The sequence below is a fragment of the Vibrio sp. 1069 genome (genome assembly GCF_033340555.1).
Map to the genome: position 1 here is coordinate 580,882 of NZ_JAWOWP010000001.1, position 19,316 is coordinate 600,197.

Here is a 19,316-nt window from a genome sequence, read left to right on the forward strand (position 1 = left end):
GTAAAAGAAAAGCACTCGCCGACCGAGTGCTTGTAAATGAGTTCTTATGGCGGTTAGTTTCCGTACACTACGTTAGGTAAAGTGGTGATGACAGGAACACCAAGGTGTTTTTCTAATGCTCTTTTAGAGCGGATAGAGTTATCGGCTAACTCTAGTATCGTCGCTAATCCAATGCCTAAACCAGCGCCACCAATAAATCCTAAAATGACAAATACAAAACTAGGTAAGTTAGTTGGGATCGTTGGCGTGAACGGTTCATCAATGATTTTTACGCGCTTATTCTCTTCAAATTCTCCCAAAGAACCCGTTAGTTGGGCCATCTCATAGCGTTCGACGAGTTCATCATACATTTCTCTCTTCACTGCGACGTCACGAGCTAAGCGGTTGATTTCTGTCGCTGTGCTCCCAAATTGGTGCGCATTTCGCTCTAATTCTTGGATCATGTCTCGCAAGCTGTTGGTTTCTTCCGTAAGTGCTTCAAAACGTCCGCGCATCATTTGTAATTGATGTAGTTGGGAGACAAGTAGAGGCTGTGCTTCGCCAAGACTGTTTACTGTGGTATTGCTCGCGATATCCCATAGTTGAGCACTGTTTAGTTCTGGTTGTTTAGAGTTCAAGAGTACCGAGCGTTCCTGCTCCAACCGGTTTAATTCTCGCAACTTACCTTGCACTAAACTATGCGCCTCTGTGTATTTAGCGCGAAGCAGGGTAAGTTCACTACGAATGTCGATGATTTGCTCTTCCAGTTTACCGATAACCGGGTTCGTTTTGGATAGTTGTTGATCCAAACTGCCTAGACTTCGTGAAACACCAGCAAGCTCCGCCTCCTTTTCGGCTAACGTTTGTTTGAGGCTAGCAAGGCGAGTAAGGCTTTGAGCTTGCATTTCGGGCGTCGCGTCTGAGTAAGTATTTTTATATTCTGCAAAGGCTTGTTCAGCCTTGTCTAGTTCTTCCCTGCGTTTGTTGATATGGATAGTCAAAAAATGGCTCGAATCTTTAATCGAAGAACGCTCAGGAGCCAAAAGCTGTTCGACAAAATGCTCTCTGACAGACAGCAGCATCGACTCCATTCCTTCTGATTTACCACTTTGCAATTGAATTTGAATGAAGTCTTTACCGAGTGGCTGAACAGACAGGCGCGACGCGAGATCTTTTATGATGAACTCTTGCTCTTTTGCACTCATCTCGTCATTGATCAACGATTGTTCTTTTGCGACTGAATACAAAACGTGTCGGCTTTTTAGCAGAGTACTGAGTGCGCTCAATCGGTCTTTCAGCATTGTTGAGACGGCAAGGTCTTGAAGGAACGGGTTCATTTTCGCTGTCTCTTGAATAAGCATGCTGGTATGAGCAACATAAGTCGTCGGAACCAGTTTACTTACGATGAAACCCAGCACCGGCAAGACAAGCATAGGAATAACGATCATGTAGCGACGTCTCCAAGCTCCATGTAACAGTACGCTGAGGTTTTCTCTTAAATCGTTCATAGCGCCCTCACTAATTTATCAACTTGGTTGGCTCTTGCTTCCCAGCTTTGCTGTTGAACATATTGCTTTGAGTTTGCCGGGGGTGGGATCAGGTGATCGAGACTGGCGCATACATCTTCGACATTTTGAACTATGTGGAGCATATGCTTGTACGGCATTAATGCAGGAAACGACGTGCTAATAACGGGGGTTCCTGTTGCCAAGTACTCAAGAAGTTTAAGCGGATTACACGCTTTGATTTGAGCGTTATCAACAAAGGGCAACCAACTGGCATCCCAGTGTTGAGAGTAACGTGGCAGAGTGTGATGCGCTCTCGGGCCCAGGTAGTATATGTTGCTTCTTTGTGGAAGTGGATTGTCACTGAACTCGTTGGGGCCGATGAACACGAGATCCCAGTCAGGCGCTTGGTCTGCGACTTGGGCAATTAAGTCGTAGTCTAACCATTCAGACAAACTACCATAAAAGCCCAGCACTTTGCGGCCGTTGTCAGGCAAGTCTTTGGCCTTCGGTGCTGGCTCAGAAAACAGACTAACGTTGACACCATGAGGCAAAGTGACGGTTTTATGTGATGGAAACTTGGTGGAGAGTGTTTCGCTTGCCGTAAAGATAACGTTGGCCGCATTAACAAGAGTACGTTCGTGCTTTGTTACCGTGTCGTGGTCAACACCAGCTAAAGCGCTAAAGTCATCGCCACAATAGTAAATCAGTCCACGTGGGTTCATTTCTGCACAAACATCGGCAGCAGTCGGGAGCGACGTCCAAAATACAGGCTTATCAAAACCAAGAGCTTGTAATTGTTTGTTGAGTTGGTGTTTCATCATCTTAGCGGCCACTTTTCTTGCTAATGCAGAATTAGGGGCAGGAATGGTGAGCAAGTTGATGATGTGAATGTTTGGGTTTGTTTCAGAGTCCAATGTTGGCTTGTGTGAGCCTACGTTATGAAATACACGAGTGAGTTTGTTTAACGCACGCTGTATGTCTTTAGAATCCAGCTTAGGTTGACGAAGGCCAATGGAGTTCACCCAAAGGATGCGATGGTTCGCTGCTAGTCGCTTGACAATATGCTGAGTGGAAGAGGGTAACCCACCAAAATCTTCTCCAAATACTACGATGTCCGTCATGTGGCTCTCCTTGAGTCTTGGTTATTTGATTACTAATTAAGTGAGTAATCACAATGCGTGCCAAGGAATTAGCCATTTTAAAACAGTGAGTTATGGGTTTTGTTTATGTTTGAAACTAGGATTTCTCATTTTGACAGTCACTTTGAACAATTCGGCTAACGACAACTGTTAATGCCGCTAGAATGTAAATTGGCCAGGTGAAACCTTGAGTCAGAAAAGTGCCTGATACGATGGTACCGATAAGCCCACTTAACACGGCGTTTGCTCCTACAGAGAGGGTGTAATCTGATTTTGGTGTCAACAATGAGATGGAATGCAAAGAGGTGCGGATCAATGACACAATTAAAGTAATGAACACCGCGAGCCCGACAAAACCCGTTTCTGCTAACACGCCAAACCAAGTGCTATGGACGGCGTGGTTGATACCATCCCAGTGTGGGCTGTAGAAATAGTAATTAAAGTAGAAGTTATCTAGACCTACGCCAGTCAACGGGTGATGCAGCGCCATTTTAAATGCCGCTTCCCACGCATAAAGTCGCCCCATCGCAGAGGCATCTATACCATCCTCAGCGGCTCCCCCCGATTCTCGTCCTGAAATACCAGCGAATGCGTAGAGTACGATCGCTGCGATAGCGCCTAATACCAAGACTAATGTTTTGCTTTTGATGTGTTTAAAAGCAAAGTAGGCAAATACAGACAGTGAACCTAGTAACCCCCCGCGGCTCTGCGTCTCAATGATCGCAAAGAACAAAACCAAACAGGTGATAAGGGCAAAGAGCCTGAGATGCTTGGGGGAATGCTTCTCCATCAATTGACTAACGGTAAAGGCAAGGGGAAACATCAGCACTAGTGCCAAATCGTTAGGATCGCCAAGTACTGAACCTATGGATCGTCCTATCGACACGCGCGTCCCTTCAACCAAATCAATGCCATTCGCAGCGTTTTGTAATGCCACTAAGCCAATCAATAATCCGGCGAAAATAATTGCTTTTGACATCTGTGCGAGCTGTGAAGGTTTAGTAATAAGCCAGGTGATGGCCAACGTCATAATGATGATTTTCCAATAGGTGTTTTTGAACACCGTTATTGCGATATCACGACTGGAAGCGAATATGATTCCGATGATCACCAGACCCCAAAATATACACAGCCACTTTAATGAAGGGTGCCAAAAAGCTGTAATCTGGCGGCTTATAAGAAGGTGAAAAGCGAGTGCGGCGAGTGCCCCCAATGATAACAGTAATGGGATCTTGAAGTTATAGATAACAGGAAAGGCTTCGTGAATACGAAAGAATGAAAAAATAACGAACAGTGTGACAAGCCAAAACGTTTGATTGAGAACAAACAGTAACGCGAGTGGTGCGAAACACAACGCAACAATCAAAATGGGATGAGGCATAACAATCCAAAGCAGGCCGATACAGACTGTAATCGTCAGTGCTGCGATGGACTGTTTTGTTCTCACCGTGGTTTCATTCATAACGAGTATCTCTTCACCTGTCCACGCCGTTTCACTATGTATCGAGTGAGAGCATTGAGCGTCTCTTTACTCATGTAGCGAGTGGCTATCCCTGCCAGCAAACTGCATGTCAAAATGCAAATTGCGATGGCGATTCCTATTGATTGTGAAGAGTGAAGCAGGAACAGTGCCACACCGGATATAATCTGTAATAAAACCATCAGACTGAGGTGAAAAGGCAACGTCATACATTGTTGGCCTACTACATAAGTCAGGCCCAACTTACACAGTTGTGCGTAATAAAGCGCAATGAACACCCCATAAATACCCAGAGAAGATAAGCCAAACAGCAAAGCAATCGCAACGCACGCAGAGACGACATTTATACCCAGTAGCCAGCGAGTACGACGCTTGTACAAAATGGAGATGTTAATCAACTCACTCCATTCTTTTAACATGGCGATAGGTAGCAAGAATAAGCTGAATAGTACCGCCTCATGATAGGTTTCTGGCAGTAAGTAGGTGATCATCACCATTGCTAATGTGCCGACCACTACACTCAAACCTGTAATGTAAATCATACCTAAGTGTGTGATGCGCACTGCTTCAGTGCACTTGCGCCCTTCTAAGTAGTTAAATCGACGTGGCATCCACCACATGCCAAACGGCTGCACTAAAATACACATGCCCACTGCAAATTTTACCGCTATCGCGTAAATCCCTAACGTCGCAAGAGAAGTGTTGGCACCAATGAACCAGCGTTCAGCGCCATTGAGACAAAATGCTACTAAACCGGCCATCATCATTGGTAGGCAGTAGTTTAGGTATTGTTTTGCCAATGTCAGCTTAGGAAGGGTGACATTGTAACGGTTAACGATGTGCAGCCAAACAAATTGAGTAATAGCAGCCAACAAGCCCCCCCACAAAACAGAAATAACATGGGGATGAACAGACAGCGCCGCGACGATAAAAATGACCTGAAAAATGGTGGTAGTGACCATGACGTTAAGCAGTGTTCTTGCTTTGTCGTCTTGTGTTCTTAACCAGGCAGTGCCGATTGCAATACTGCCTTCTAGAACGATGGCAAACATAACAATAGCAAATTCGACTCGCGTAAAAGGCGCGGGAATGGGGGCGATTAAAATGATAGTGAGCAAGCTAAGAGCGACGACGCCAGCGATGAGTAAAGCAAGTGAGTACAGCTGGTTTAGTAGGCTTGTGCGCGTATTTTGATCCTTTTCAACGCCGACGAATCGATAAAGCGCTTCATGCAAAGCGAAACTGACAAACAAGGTCGTAACAACACCAAAGGTTGTTAGAAGCTCAAGCTTGCCCATTTGTTCTGGTGAGAGAAAGTGGGGCAATACAGGCAGCATGATCAGGCTGATGCTTTTATTGATCACTAAGGCGATAGCAAATAGCGTCATGTTGGTCATTGCTTTAGACATGATCATATCCTTTGATGTCTCGCGGTGTCTTGAGTGTGCAATCATTGTTGGTAGCAATTTCGGCAGCAAGGTGCTGGGCGATTGGCAAATAACAACGTTCGGCTGTGTATAGTTGAGAAACATTAAGTGCTTCGATACCCATCGTTACTTTCATCCACGGCGATTCATTCAAAAGGCGAATTGCGTTGTGTAACGAAGCCACATTGTTAGGCGTGTATTTAATACAATTTCGGCCGTGAGTTAACACGCGGTCCCAATAACTATCATCATGTGGAATGACGACACACATACCTGCAGCGAGAGCTTCCAAAATAGATAACCCAAAAGGTTCGTTGAGACTGGTGGAAACAAACACACCACACTGTGAACGCAATTCATCTAAGTTGTTTGGGCACTCATGCCATTCAACACCTTGTCTGTTGAAGTCCGGTGTTGAATATTCCACACCTGCCACATTAGGTTTGATGTAACACACGGTGGATTTGATCTTTTTCGACTCATCAAGTGTTAAAGCATCAAGCAAAAGATCGATGTTCTTCCATTTTAGTAAGCTAGCTGCCCAGAAAACGCGGCTTGAAATCGGATTCGCTTGTTTTGGCCAGCGATCTTTCGATAATCCATTAACAAACGTAGATGTATTCAAACCACACCAATAGCTTTCGGTGGCTGGCTTCTCTGTTTTGAGGTAGGCCTGTAATGCTTCTACCATTGATTCGCGGGTGTTTGCCAAGTAGTAAATTGCCGATGCTTTTACTAAGCAGTAGCCAGCAGATCTCGATCGTCCAATAGGACCATGAACCATCTGTACCACAGGCTTTTTGCTAATTAATCGTAGTAAGTACAAAGGCATATCATTACTTGGGCAAGATAGGCCCAAAAAGCTATCTATTTTTGGCAGCTTCATGCACGCGTAGAGAAGTTGGAGAAAGTAGTAAGCGTTCATCAACCAGTAGGTCAGTCCATGAGTCGAGTTAAATGGTGATGGTTTTATTTTTATAACTTGCACACGCGGTGTATCACTAAGCAGTGACGCCCAATGCTCTGGATTTGTAGTGAGTAGATAACCAATCACGTTCAGCTTATCGCACTGCTTAAGGAGCTCTGCATTCGCGATTTTGGATCCACCTTGCATTGGGATGGCGTCGAACATCAATACACGTTTCATGACCGGGCTCCTCAATTGATGCTCAACCAGCGTGAAAGAGGCTTCATGCAGTGAGTCATTGGCATTGGTGTAATGGCGTTGTTATTAAGTTCACCTTCGTAAATACGTTCAATAGCGTTGATAGATGCAGTCGTCGTTAAGTTCTGGCTAGCATGTAGGTAAGCGTTTTCCGCCAGCTTGTTTCTTAATGCCGCGTCTTGCATGACTTGTTGAATCGCGTTTAACAGGCTCGCCATTCCACTGTTCTGGTACAGCAATGCAGAGTGATTATGCTCGAACAACTCAGGAATGCCTCCCGTTTTAGGAGCCACGATAGGCAGTTGAGCTAAAGCCGCTTCCCCGAGCACGAGACCAAAGGCCTCTTCATAGGCGCCGCTAATAAAAGCGTCTGCATTACCACACATCCACTCTCCGGCATTGTGTTGCTCCCCGACAAAGTGCACTCGCTCTTGGATACCAAGATCCGCGGCAAGCTGTTGCAATGCTTCTCTTTCTTCGCCGTCACCAACAATAACAAGGTGAGGGTTGTGGTGGTGGTAGTTGTGCATGCGCATTGCGCGAATAAGGCGGTCGAACCCTTTGCGCTTAATCAGCGAACCCACCGACAGAAAGGTAAAGGCCTGTGATGGGATTCCGAGTCGATCTTTAATGTCGATGGGTGTATCCACGCCTTGAAGTGACACGCCGTTGTGTACGACATGAAGTTGGTTTTGCGGGTAGCCGTCCTGAAGAATTTCGCGTCCAACATCTTTGCTAACGCAAATCAATTTTGGAGAGAGGTGAAGTCCGAGAGAGAAGCGATCGCGCAATGTATAATGGCAATGAAGTTGCGTGACAAGTGGTATATGATTCATGCGAGCAGCCAAACACATCCATTGACAAGGGCCGCCGCTATTGACGTTTACCAAGTCGATGCTGTGCTTTTCGATCAAAGCTGAGCCTTGTTTGATAAGGCTATTCCACCCGCTAATATCCCAGCGTGGAGCGCTCCAACCACCAACCAAATTGAAGGATGAATGTTCCGCTTCAATTCCGAGCGAATGGCACTTATCGATTAATGGTTGGCAGTTTGACCATACGAATGGCTCAAACTTATTGCGGTCGATTCCTGAAATGAGATCCAGAAGCACCACTTCACTGCCGCGAATCCAATTATCACCATAATGAACATATAGAATGCGTTTTGGCGTAGTCATAAGTCACCTCTGTCTCATCATTAATCTGCGTTAACTGCTGAGCTGCAATAGAGATGCCAAAATATGCTATTAGTTTATGTGATTGAATCTTATATGATATTTATGTTTGGAACTCATCATTCTCATATTGAGAACCAATATGGATTAGTGATCCGTTTCAATTTGATATTTTTGTAGCAATACGGGAATCACACTTTGCGCTGAGAAATCATCAATGATGGTTTGTCGAGCATTCTGGCGAATGAGTGATTGTTGCGCTTCACCAATCGACATCCAGTCATGAAGACATTTAGCAAGAGAGGGAATGTCTTCGACGATAAAACCATTTTTACCCGTTTGGATAATATCTGGAAGACGACCTACACGTAAGCTCATCACGGCAATGCCTCTCGACATGGCTTCAAGCGCCGCCATTGGAAGACCCTCATAACGAGAAGAAATGATAAGTACACTGATATTTTCCCAAACACCTTCCATATCGGTTTGATGGCCGAAGAAAGTCACATTTGAAGGGGCAGTTTGATTAAGCGACTCTTTTTCCGGGCCATCACCGTACACACTAAACTGTAATGTTGGACAGAGCCTCGCTACCTCAATAAATTGATCGGCGCCTTTTTCCTGACTCAATCGGCCGACAAAAGCGATCTCCTGATAGTTGAGTTGACTGTTGGGAATCGAAACAAAGTTATTCAGCAGTTCTGAAGAACAAAAAACTTTGCGCTGAATACTTGGACTGACAGCAAAGCAATGGTCAGATAGGCTGCCGGAGCTTCTATCAAGCCAATCGTATAGCCATAGTTTCCCTGAGGACGATTCACCAGCATGATAAGTTGAAATCAAACGAGGAAACGTACGGGTGAGCAGTTTGGCGCAGCGCGACAAAATCGACGCTTTATAACCATGGGAGTGAACCACTGAGGGTTGGTGATTGGCGACGGCGCTTGTTAGGTGTTTAATTTTTAAAGCTTTATTGGGCTCGCCAGACAAATAGTTTAAGTAACTCACAGGGATCGCGGCTTCTTTTGCCTTCTGTACAATCTGAGCGGCTGGCGAATACTCAGTGGTTAGCACAACTCGAGCTTTGTGTCCAAAGGCGATTAATCCCCGAGCTAGCTCGATAACGTGACTTTCAATGCCACCGAATAGACGGCTATCAAGCAAGATCCAAATTTCACCAATGGCAGGTTTATCAAGATTGTTCGAGATTAATTTCATCCGCTTCCCACGCTTGTTTTTTTCGGTAAACCGTAGATGGGCTTAACTCCAGCATGACAGCGGCGTTGAGGACGTTGCCATCACAGTACGCGATTGCGTTTTGAATTGCTTCACGCTCTACTTGCCACATAGGACGAATGGTTCCATCAGCGTTAAAGTACGGTGAGGTAGCAGCAGAGGACGGTGTACCAGGCAGCTCCGCTGCGGTAATCGACGGTTCGACCGCAGAAGGTGAAGGTTCCTCAGTATAAACAGGTGGTGGTGTGATTGGTGCAATGTTTGCTGACTCTTGAGCAACATGCGCAGGCGTCGTTGTTTTCGTCACTTTAGACTTTTTAGTAAGTTGAGCGGGTAGGTGGCTCACCGTGACTTTTTCGTCGTTATTAAGCACCACAATGTTACGTATGATGTTTTGTAGTTGCCTTACATTACCCGGCCATTCGTAATGCTTGATGATATGTTGAGCTTCGCTGTCGATTGTTGAGAATTTCTTTTTGTCCTGTTTGGCGTAAGTGGTCAAGAAGTGCTTGGCAAGCGTGACGATGTCACTTCCTCGTTCACGTAATGGGGGCATATCGATAGGTATAACGTGCACACGGTAGTATAAGTCTTCACGAAAACGACCTTCTTCTACTTCTGTTAATGGATCTCGGTTAGTGGCACAAATGATTCTCACATCTACTTTCATTTCTCGAGTGCCACCAAGAGGGGTGTAAGTGCCCGTTTGTAGAAAACGGAGCAACTTCTTTTGCATCTCAAGTTCCATTTCACACAGCTCATCAAGAAAAAGCGTACCACCATGTGCCAGCGTCGCCGCACCTTTTCGATCTGTTGTTGCTCCAGTAAAGGCCCCTTTAACGTGACCAAAAATCTCACTTTCCATCAAATCTCGTGGAATAGCCCCACAGTTAATTGCAATAAAAGGCTTGTCTTTACGGTCGCTCTGGCGGTGGACGGCTTCAGCACAAACTTCTTTACCTGTGCCGCTTTCTCCCACAATAAACACACTGGCAGAAGTTGGCGCAACAGCATCAATGGTCTTGTATACCGCCTGCATCGGGAGGCTTGAACCGATGAATCCGTGATAGTTGTGGCGATCAAACTTGGACTGAATATTTTCCACCAAATCTTCCAATTTGGCGCGTTTAAGGTGCAATGCAACTGACGTTTTTAGGCGATCAGCGTTTATGGGCTTTTCTAAGAAATCTTCCGCACCTTTTTGAATTAGATTAACGGCTAAGTCGACGCTGCCGTGTGCCGTAGCAATAATAACGGACGTAGGAATGTCATTCTGGTTGATCCAATCCAGCACGTCTTCGCCAGACATGTCGGGCAGTTTCAAATCGAGAATGATGAGCTGAGGTTTGCTTCTTTCAATAAATTGAATCGCTTCGCGACCTGTCTCGACATGAAAAATGTCATAAGGTTCGTCTTTCACATACTGCTTATAAAGTATGGCTAGTGAAGTAGAGTCCTCTACCAGTAACACCCTTGGTCTCATAGTCCCATCCCAACGTAGTTTGTTTCATTTTTTATGATTTTTGTCAGCACTACTATTTGGCGTTATGAGTGGTTTATTGCTCTCTAGTGCTGAAAATTCTCAATTTGAGAAAAGCGTTATTTAAGTATTAGCACAAGGTAGGAAATTTGCGAAAAATCCATACTTTTTAATTGATTAAGTTATGCCCAAATAACTTCAAGGTGTGTGGCTTGGCGAGGGTGACTGAATTTGGAGCCTAAATTTCTGAGATGATGTAGGCATCGCGCTTTATCAAACGCGATGCTTCGCTAGGGAGTAAGACACTGATACTACTCAAACCCTTGAGCTTTTCGCTTTTCTAACGCATCAAACGATTCATTGGCGAGTTGAGGAAGTGTTTCACAAAGCTCCAATGCTTTTGGTATTTTTCCTTCGACACAGTACTTCTCAATCATTCTTGCTTGTCTTGAAAGCGTTCGATTGCCTAGAGCGAGAGCAGAACTGCCCAGTGTGTGAACCTCGAACTCTAATGTTTGAAGGTCTTTTGTGCTTAATGCTTGCTCTATTTTCTCCATGCGATCGCGTGACTCTTCGACATAGTGATCAATCAAGGTAGGGATGATTTCGGCGCACGTATCTTTGATCATTTGCTGAAGAATATGCTCATCCACTAATTCTTGCTCGATAGTCAATGTGTTATTTATCGTCATAATAGCGCTCCCTATAACATAAACAGTTCGCTTTTTTTAATTTGCTGAGACAGTTTTTCTTTCCACTTTTTTGGTAAGAAACGCAGCTTGGAAACTTGGCGGATTAACTCATCTTTCAGGCTTGGTGTATGCTTCATGTTCAAGACAGAACCAATCAAGTTCGCATCGCTAGCATCGAGTAGCTTTTTGGCTTGCTCGAGCTGGGTTGCAGTCGTAGAACCATAATGCGCTACTAACAAAGTAGCATCACATACGCCAGCAATCACTTGAGGCGCAATATTGCTTCGGTTGACACTGAGAAGTGGTGATGTATCTATCACGACGCGCTCGTACTGCGTTAACCATTGTGCAATGTTTCGTTTCAGCATTGTTGGGTCTCGGTACGCTAACTGAGTGCTGGCGAGAGATGGAGCAGGGAGGCCGACTAAAGTTTGATGTGTATTCTCTCGTGTGATCAAATGGCCAACCTTCTCGTCATCATCAAAGTCGTGAACAGTGTGATAAGCGGGTTTGAATAAGTTAAGGTCTACATACAAAGTATTGTGGCCTGCTAAAACCAAGCGCTCTGCAAGAGATGACGCCACGGAAGTGACACCATCTTCAGATTTACAACCCACAACACAAATCGTTTTGTGGCCTTTCTGTTCACTCTGAAGATAAATTTGCTCAATCTCAGCGTGAGTTGCAGGAATAGTCATTACAACGCTCCTATTAACACGATGGTTGTGGTGATTTGTAAAATATCTCTTAATCCGGCCCTCGCTTTTTCAACAAAGCTTTCGTCTTTATGGGGAATGTAAATCGTGTCGCCTGCGCGAATGACTGGCAGCTCATAAATGTTGGCTGTTTTACTAAAGTTCACCAAATCAAATGTTCGGGCTTGGCCCTGGCAGCAAGACATATTGACCACACTGATCTTTTCAAGGTAGGCATTGTCAGTTGGTCCTCCTGCTTCCGCTAACAGATCAAGCACAGTCATGTTGTCATTGAATACGTATCGCCCTGGGTCTCTTACTTCACCTAATACGCGTACCGTGGACTCTTTTGAACGATCTAACCAGTTTTTGTTTTTTTCTGGAATGTAAATGGTATCACCAGGACGAACGTGGGGCAGAATTGATTCATCACCTGTTTCAAAGTACATCGATAAATTCAATTTACTCACTTTGGCATAACCTAGGCCTCGGTGTGTGACACGAATGTTGTGAATATCTGCATCCATTGTCGGTCCATCGGCGGCAGACAAAATATCCAGAAAATGCATATCTTCAGTGAAACGATAGCGCCCAGGTGCATTGATTTGCCCGAAAACGTATATCGATGCGTCAGAGCTTTGGCTTACCCATTGCGATTTATTATCGGATGGGTCGTCAGGCAATGCATGTACCCTTACGACTGTACCAGCGGAAACTCGAGGTAGGCTTGATGTTGGTGAGCCATCCAGAATGTATTGGTCTAAGTCAAATTGTGTCATTTGACCGTTATTGGCGACTTCAATTTTGGTGGTATCAGCTCGTCGAGTTGGGCCACCAACGTGTGCAAGCAGATCAATCAAATCCATTTCGTCTGACCACTCGATGCGTCCAGGGCGAACAACTTCTCCCATCACTGCGACCGCTCTACTAGGTGCTACTTTTAACCAAGACTTCTCATTGAAATCGGTTTTCTCCGGCACGAAAATCGCATCTCCTGGTCCAACATTTGGTGGTCTGGCTGAAGATAGTCCTTCTGTATGCGCGGTAAGATCGAATTTGATGACTTTGCCATCGGCTTTTATAACGCGAATTTGGCGAGATTCTGCGTAGCGAGTGGGCCCGCCAGCGTTGGCGAGGATATCCATGAAGCTAGCGCCTTGCTTGCCTTCGTATGCCCCAGGATGGGCGACTTCACCCATCACGTAAACCACATTTGCACCTGCTTTGATTTCTTCTTCCTGTTTTGGGACAAAGATGGTTGCACCTGGCAGGATCTCCGGCAGTAGGCTTTGGTCTCCAGTATCAAGGTACTTTTTCAGGTTAAACATGGTTGGGTTATTGTTTGTTATCACGCGAATTTGCTCAACACTGGCATATCGTGTCACGCCGCCAGCTCGCATTACGACATCAACTAGCGTGGTGTTTGGCTTGTATGAGAACGAGCCAGGTGCGTTGACTTCACCAAAGACTTTGATTGCACGAGCGGAATCTGCGCTGTCACCTGAATTCGCGAGTTTTGCTGCATCAAACTCTTGCTCAATATTCCCTACGAGTGGGGAAGCGGGGACAAATAAGACATCCAGTGATTCTAGTTTTGGCAGCTGGCTATTGTCCCCCGTATCAAGGAAGCGTTTGTAGTCAAATTCAATGTTTTTATTTCCACGTTTCACGATCATTTTATCAAGCTGAGCCCCTGCGCGCAGGCCTCCAGCTTCGTACACAAACATTTGAATGTTGGACCCAGAAGGTAAGGTATATTCACCGGGTTTGACCACGTAGCCTTGAACGGACACTAACAACTGTTGCTGTTTAATAAAAACTCGAGCGTTGTTAACGTCACGATACACGGTCTTTAGCCTGTCGATAATCACGTCTTGGAGTTGTTGTTCATTGTAGCCGGCCACTAATACAGGGCCGACTTCTGGTAAATTAATTCGTCCACGACGATCAACCTGAAACCCTTGGTTTAACGACGCCTCTCCAGGTAAGTTAATCTGTATTAAATCACCGACCTTAACAGTATTGCTCTCATCCGCTATGGAAGAAGGTACCCACGCGACCAGGCACAACAACATTAAGAGGATAAATGGTTTCATCGTGTTCATAGCGCGCCTCCTGCCGTTGGGTTGCGGTTTATTGAGGTATCGCTATCTGAATTAGGGCTAATAACCTCGATGCTTACTCGACGATTAGTTAAACGCACGGCGGATGTTTCACCTTCATAGAGTGGCAGGTTATCTCCGACAGATTTGGTAGTGACTCTCTCTGAAGTGATACCAAATACGGTTAGGTAACGCTTTACTTGTTCCGCACGCGCTTGAGCAAGTTTCTGGTTGTAATCGGGTGTTCCAGTTGCATCCGCATGCCCCGTTACTACAAGAGATAGGTTGGGGTGGTCACGTAAAATGTAGGCTGCTTCTGCCAAATGTCCCATGTACTTCGGGTTGATTTCTGCTGAATCGACAGCAAACTGGTTGTCGATATTAAGTAGTGCATAGATATCCGAGACTATGTTTAGGTCGCTACGTAGTGCTTCAATATCATCGGGCGGTGTGCAAGTTGTTTGGCTCAGTACGTAGTCGAGTTGTTGTTCGAGCTGGTTTAAGCGTCGACGCTGAATCACAAGGTCGTTGGCAGCGTCGAGTAAAAGCCCACCTTCTAACTCGCGCGCAATTCTATTTTGTTTTTCAAGGGCCTGAACAACTGCCGCAGGAAAACACCAGCGCGCGCCCTCTTGGATTAGTGCGTCTAGATGTAACTTGGTCAATTGCCAATCAAACCTTAACCCATGTTCTGGACCTAAAGGCTCGTCAGGCATTACTGGGGAAAACTGATAATTCTCGATCGAGATATCTTGATAGCTTTCCGCCAAGCCACCTTTCCCGTGTTCTGGGTAGTCAAACGACGAACAACCAAACATGCCGACAACAAGACCGCTTACTGCATATCGTCGTAAAAGATTTACCATGCCAACCTCCGTTTAAACCGGTATTTTTAGTGTCCTTTTGAGTTAACGGGAATGGCATGGTTGATACGAAGCAAGCTCATGATTTCTAAAGGTTGGCCTGATACGTTTTCAATACTCATGCTTCTTTCACGTTCAACTAGACGCTTATATAAGTAAACAATGGCACCAATCCCTGAAGAATCAAGAAATTGGACGTGCTGTAGGTTAATTTCGACTTCTTTGTGATGATTGTTGTGAATTACTTCATCAATGTGATGTTGTGCTTGTCGACAGCCACTTGCGTCTAAGTCACCAAAAAACTCAATGGCTAACTTGTCTTGATTGATTTCTAGTTTGCGTAATTCCATGACTCTGTCTCCGTTTGTTTTTCTAATTGGATATAGAGCAGGTAACGTGCCAATTTGAAATTAATGAAAAATCAAACAGTTAAATATTGTTAATTATATTGTTCAATTTGAGAAAGGACTGATTCTCAAATTGAGAATCAAAAACGCACAGAGAAATGGTTTGCTTATAAGAGGTTTTGAGCCGAAAGAAGTCGTTAGACCGGGGGAGGCACGTCATGATTAGATTCCAACTCGATTGACGAACCATCCGCCATACGAGAATAATGTGTAACGACTAAATGCAAAACCTGTCTAAAGTTTATGATTATCTTTGCAAATTATTACTAATGTTGATTGTTATGAGTCGAAGAATAACTAGTAATAAATAGGTCATCGAGAGGACTTACGTTTCAATAAAGGCGATTTTTTGTACAAGGTCTTCTTATGCCATTAAAAATGACATTAATTGCGCTGGCTGTTATGGCAGCGTCTTCACAGCCTCAAGCGGATACGTCTTTCGCACCACCAGTTTCTCTTGCACAAAGCTATCAGGATGGCATTGATGTGTCTGAATATTGGTATAGCGAAAAACTTGATGGTGTTCGCGCTTATTGGACTGGGCAACATCTCGTGACGAGAAATGGTAATCGAATCTACGCCCCAGATTGGTTTACAGGACCTTTGCCTGATTATCCGTTGGACGGTGAACTTTGGGCTGGGAGAGGTAACTTCCATCTTGTTCAGCAAACGGTATTAGATAAAACTCCTGTAGAGTCTGCTTGGCGACACATCGACTTTATGATCTTTGATATGCCATATTCCGCTGGTGATTATCGGAAGCGTTATTACAACATCAAAGATTTAGTGCTTGAAGTCGACCAGCCTCATATCAAATATGTCGAGCACCGAGCCATTCAAAATGAAGCTCATCTGTTTACACAGTTGGATAAAATTTCAATATCCGACGGTGAAGGGGTGATGTTGCGGAAGGTATCAAGCCGCTATCAGGCTGGACGCGGTAGTGATTTGCTTAAACTTAAACGATACGCAGATGATGAAGCGTTAGTTGTGGGTTATAAGCCAGGAACAGGGCGCTTATTAGGTATGATGGGAGCAATGTTAGTTCGCTTACCAAATGGCATTGAGTTTTACATCGGTAGCGGATTTACCGATGAAGTGCGTCGCCAGCCTCCGAAAATTGGTTCAACCATTACATTTAGATATAACGGTTTTACACATACTGGTAAACCACGTTTTGCTCGATTCTTGCGTGAAAGGTTGAAGGAATAGAACGCTCTGCACTTACTAGTTGCCAACGGTTACGCCACATCGTTTGAAGAGACCCTGCCAAAACTGAACGTGGTTTAGGGTTTCTTGCCTAAATGTCCTATGTGCCTCAATGATGCCGTACTGGTGACCATGGAGTTGCATACGGTTCTCCACCAAAGTGGCACCATCATTAAGTTGTTGATAGGTACTGTCTAAATAAGCCAAATAAGGTTGCACTTCTTCAACGTAAATGGATTGAAAGACATTTCTTAAGTAGCGGAACTGGGTGGTGTCTCTGTTCGGCCCGCACAATACGTTGCTCTGGTTCTGCTCAAGTAGCTGAGTTGTTGCTTTTAACCAAAGGGATGTGTTTACCATCGAGTAGTAAAGTCGTCCGAGTAAACGAGATTTCTCTAACTCTTCTTGATATTGAGTAACTTCCACATCGGGTAGACGTGAGACCGCGCGGTGGGGTAAATCATACATTTCGCTGAAAATACGATAGACATCGTTAATGCGTGCAATATCATTCGTCGTATTTTGAGATAGCCAATCAGAGGCTGTTAGTTGCTTTTGCATGGCATCACTTACGAGTAGTAAGTTGTCGAGATGAATGTCTAGATGTTGCCACTTGGTTGAGTAAAGCTCTGTCAATGTCGCGCGTTCTTCATCGCTAAGTGGAAATTCGGATAAACATCGATTTATGATTCTTAAAAGGGCAGTTTGATAATCAAAATCATGAAAGGCATCCTGCACCTTTCCAAGTTGTGAGTTTTTCTCGGCAAGTAAATTAAAGAGTCCGCATTGTCGTAATTGATAGCTCTCTAGCAGGCCAATAGATAGCCTTGGCAATGGCTCGAACAAAACGCGTTTCGCAGGAATCGTTACCGTAGACTGTAATTCTATTGGAATAGCAGGAACGTCCAATACATTGGCTACACGTTGATGATACTTATCAAACATGGCGTTCTCTGGATTGAACCAGTTATCACAACCATTAAGAATCAAGATTAAGAACAATAAAATAGACCGCACAAATATCCTTTTTTATAACTTCGTATCCGTTGTCTAGAGAGCAAAATCAACCACTTCGCAATCTTGTTATAAGTATACTCAACCGTGTGATTATTCGATCAAAAAAGCCAGCGGATGCTGGCTTTTTTTACTTTTTATTGAACTGAAAAGTTCAATTGCACTTCTGGCTCTTGGCGATGCATCCAACGCATTCTGACGCCTAACATAAAGGCCGCAGAAGATAGGCCGATGATAAAACCAAGCCAGAAGCCTTGTGCTCCCATTGGCTCGACAATCCAGTCTGTACGGCCAAGGACGTAACCAATTGGCAGCCCAAGAATCCAATAAGCAATAAAAGTACGGTTGAAGATGGCTCGCATGTCTTTATAGCCGCGTAATGCACCAGCTGCGATCACTTGAACCGCATCCGTACATTGATAAACAGCGGCAAACACGAGCAGGTGCATCGCTAGAGTGATTACCTCTGGGTTGCTAGTATAAAGCTCGGCGATCCACTCACGAGACAAGACGGTTAAAATCGCTGTGAGAACGGACAATGCTAGACCAACCATAATGCCGACTCGTGACGCTACGCGCGCGCCATCTACGTTTTCTTCACCAAGTCGATGGCCGACACGAATGCTTACTGCTGCACCAATACTCATTGGTAGCATAAATACCAACGAGGAGAAGTTAATCGCGACTTGATGCGCTGCCACAATGATAGGACCCAGTGGTGAAACGAGCAGTGCAACAACAGCAAACAATGTCACTTCAAAAAACAGCGCTGCTGCAACAGGAAAGCCGAGCTTGAATAGACGAACTTGCGCTTTCCATTGTGGGCGATGCCATTCTCCAAATAGGTTGATGCTTTTCAATCGCTCTGATGTCATCACATACAGCAATAGCATGGCAAACATGACCCAGTAAACAATCGTGGTTGCTACACCACAGCCAACACCGCCTAATTCAGGTGCACCAAACTTGCCGTACACGAAAATCCAGTTTAGAGGAATGTTGAGCAGCAAACCGATAAAGCCAATAACCATTGCCGGTTTCGTCAATGACATACCATCCGTAAAGCTTCTAAGCGTTTGGAAAAGTAAAAAAGCGGGTACTGCTAATATAACGGCATGAATGTATCCCACCGTTTTTTCAGCCATCAGTGCTTCAACATCCATCAGCCCGAGAATAAACTGGGTTTGAAGCAGGACTGCAATTATCGGCACACTGATCAGCAATGCCAAAACGACGCCTTGCTGAATTTCAAACGGTATTTTCACTCGACGACCAGAGCCATTTAACTGTGCGACAACAGGGACCAATGCCATTAATAAACCCACCCCAAACAAAATGGATGGTAGCCAAATACTTGAAGCGACAGAAACCGCAGCCATGTCGGTGGCGCTAACGCCGCCAGCCATTACGGTATCAACAAACCCCATACCAGTTTGAGCGACAGATGCGATCAATACCGGGGTCGCCAATTTGATAAGACTTGATGCTTCTTCTTTATAGCGATGCACGAAAAATACTCCAGAGCGGAACAATAAGTTGAAAGAATGAGAGTACTCGAGGGCAAAAGATGTGGTGAACGGATCTGATGGTTGATTTTAGTCACGATAAGGTGAAAAAATGCCTCGGAGAAACTCCGCGCAAATGATAAACAATTGTATGTTTATATTCCATAGCTAGGTAGCTAATAGTCGATAACACTGACTGGACGCTCTCCACGCTAAGGATACGCTTTTACTGAGAACAGC

At 44.9% G+C, this 19,316-nt stretch carries 16 protein-coding genes; 1 reads left to right on the forward strand and 15 read right to left on the reverse strand.

The features are described 5' to 3' along the window. Window positions 1-53 precede the first annotated feature (53 nt). The 13 genes from R7040_RS02515 to R7040_RS02575 form a co-directional block, all read right to left on the reverse strand. Window positions 54-1,487, reverse strand: a complete 1,434-nt coding sequence (locus tag R7040_RS02515) for a GumC family protein (RefSeq protein WP_005377649.1) — start codon at window positions 1,485-1,487, stop codon at window positions 54-56. Beyond that, window positions 1,484-2,608, reverse strand: a complete 1,125-nt coding sequence (locus tag R7040_RS02520; protein ID WP_054730653.1) for a glycosyltransferase — start codon at window positions 2,606-2,608, stop codon at window positions 1,484-1,486. Before R7040_RS02520 ends, R7040_RS02515 begins: the two co-directional genes overlap by 4 nt. 115 nt (window positions 2,609-2,723) lie before the next feature. Then, window positions 2,724-4,088, reverse strand: a complete 1,365-nt coding sequence (locus R7040_RS02525) for an O-antigen ligase family protein (protein WP_318095341.1) — start codon at window positions 4,086-4,088, stop codon at window positions 2,724-2,726. Further along, a complete protein-coding gene (locus R7040_RS02530; protein WP_213906447.1) occupies window positions 4,085-5,515 on the reverse strand; it encodes a lipopolysaccharide biosynthesis protein in 1,431 nt (476 codons plus the stop codon). Before R7040_RS02530 ends, R7040_RS02525 begins: the two co-directional genes overlap by 4 nt. Further along, window positions 5,508-6,680 carry a glycosyltransferase gene (locus R7040_RS02535; protein WP_054730237.1) on the reverse strand — a complete coding sequence of 391 codons (1,173 nt, stop codon included), beginning with the start codon at window positions 6,678-6,680 and terminating at the stop codon, window positions 5,508-5,510. The genes R7040_RS02530 and R7040_RS02535 overlap by 8 nt, the downstream gene beginning before the upstream one ends. A gap of 11 nt (window positions 6,681-6,691) precedes the next feature. Continuing rightward, window positions 6,692-7,876, reverse strand: a complete 1,185-nt coding sequence (locus R7040_RS02540) for a glycosyltransferase (RefSeq protein ID WP_318095342.1) — start codon at window positions 7,874-7,876, stop codon at window positions 6,692-6,694. Between the two features lie 144 nt (window positions 7,877-8,020). Continuing rightward, window positions 8,021-9,091, reverse strand: coding sequence for a glycosyltransferase family 4 protein (locus R7040_RS02545; RefSeq protein WP_064353903.1), 1,071 nt, complete (start codon window positions 9,089-9,091; stop codon window positions 8,021-8,023). Further along, window positions 9,066-10,592 carry a sigma-54-dependent transcriptional regulator gene (locus R7040_RS02550; protein WP_031778967.1) on the reverse strand — a complete coding sequence of 509 codons (1,527 nt, stop codon included), beginning with the start codon at window positions 10,590-10,592 and terminating at the stop codon, window positions 9,066-9,068. The genes R7040_RS02545 and R7040_RS02550 overlap by 26 nt, the downstream gene beginning before the upstream one ends. A gap of 308 nt (window positions 10,593-10,900) precedes the next feature. Beyond that, window positions 10,901-11,281: an Hpt domain-containing protein gene (locus tag R7040_RS02555; protein ID WP_005377636.1), complete on the reverse strand. Its 381-nt coding sequence runs from the start codon at window positions 11,279-11,281 to the stop codon at window positions 10,901-10,903. A gap of 11 nt (window positions 11,282-11,292) precedes the next feature. Next, window positions 11,293-11,979: an AAA family ATPase gene (locus R7040_RS02560; protein ID WP_033905258.1), complete on the reverse strand. Its 687-nt coding sequence runs from the start codon at window positions 11,977-11,979 to the stop codon at window positions 11,293-11,295. Further along, window positions 11,979-14,081 carry an SLBB domain-containing protein gene (locus tag R7040_RS02565; protein WP_064353904.1) on the reverse strand — a complete coding sequence of 701 codons (2,103 nt, stop codon included), beginning with the start codon at window positions 14,079-14,081 and terminating at the stop codon, window positions 11,979-11,981. The genes R7040_RS02560 and R7040_RS02565 overlap by 1 nt, the downstream gene beginning before the upstream one ends. Continuing rightward, window positions 14,078-14,944: an OmpA family protein gene (locus tag R7040_RS02570; RefSeq protein ID WP_017634930.1), complete on the reverse strand. Its 867-nt coding sequence runs from the start codon at window positions 14,942-14,944 to the stop codon at window positions 14,078-14,080. The genes R7040_RS02565 and R7040_RS02570 overlap by 4 nt, the downstream gene beginning before the upstream one ends. Window positions 14,945-14,970: 26 nt before the next feature. Further along, window positions 14,971-15,291 carry an STAS domain-containing protein gene (locus R7040_RS02575; RefSeq protein ID WP_017634929.1) on the reverse strand — a complete coding sequence of 107 codons (321 nt, stop codon included), beginning with the start codon at window positions 15,289-15,291 and terminating at the stop codon, window positions 14,971-14,973. Between the two features lie 423 nt (window positions 15,292-15,714). On the opposite strand from R7040_RS02575, the gene R7040_RS02580 reads away from it, so the two are divergent. After that, on the forward strand, window positions 15,715-16,560 hold the full coding sequence (locus tag R7040_RS02580) for a DNA ligase (RefSeq protein ID WP_053307085.1): 846 nt from the start codon (window positions 15,715-15,717) through the stop codon (window positions 16,558-16,560). 15 nt (window positions 16,561-16,575) lie between these two features. Here R7040_RS02580 and R7040_RS02585 read toward each other — a convergent pair whose 3' ends face one another. Next, window positions 16,576-17,574 carry a DUF3080 domain-containing protein gene (locus R7040_RS02585; RefSeq protein ID WP_171345400.1) on the reverse strand — a complete coding sequence of 333 codons (999 nt, stop codon included), beginning with the start codon at window positions 17,572-17,574 and terminating at the stop codon, window positions 16,576-16,578. A gap of 134 nt (window positions 17,575-17,708) precedes the next feature. Then, window positions 17,709-19,079 (reverse strand): MATE family efflux transporter, encoded by a 1,371-nt coding sequence (locus R7040_RS02590; protein WP_005377626.1) that lies wholly within the window; start codon window positions 19,077-19,079, stop codon window positions 17,709-17,711. Between the last annotated feature and the right edge of the window lie 237 nt (window positions 19,080-19,316).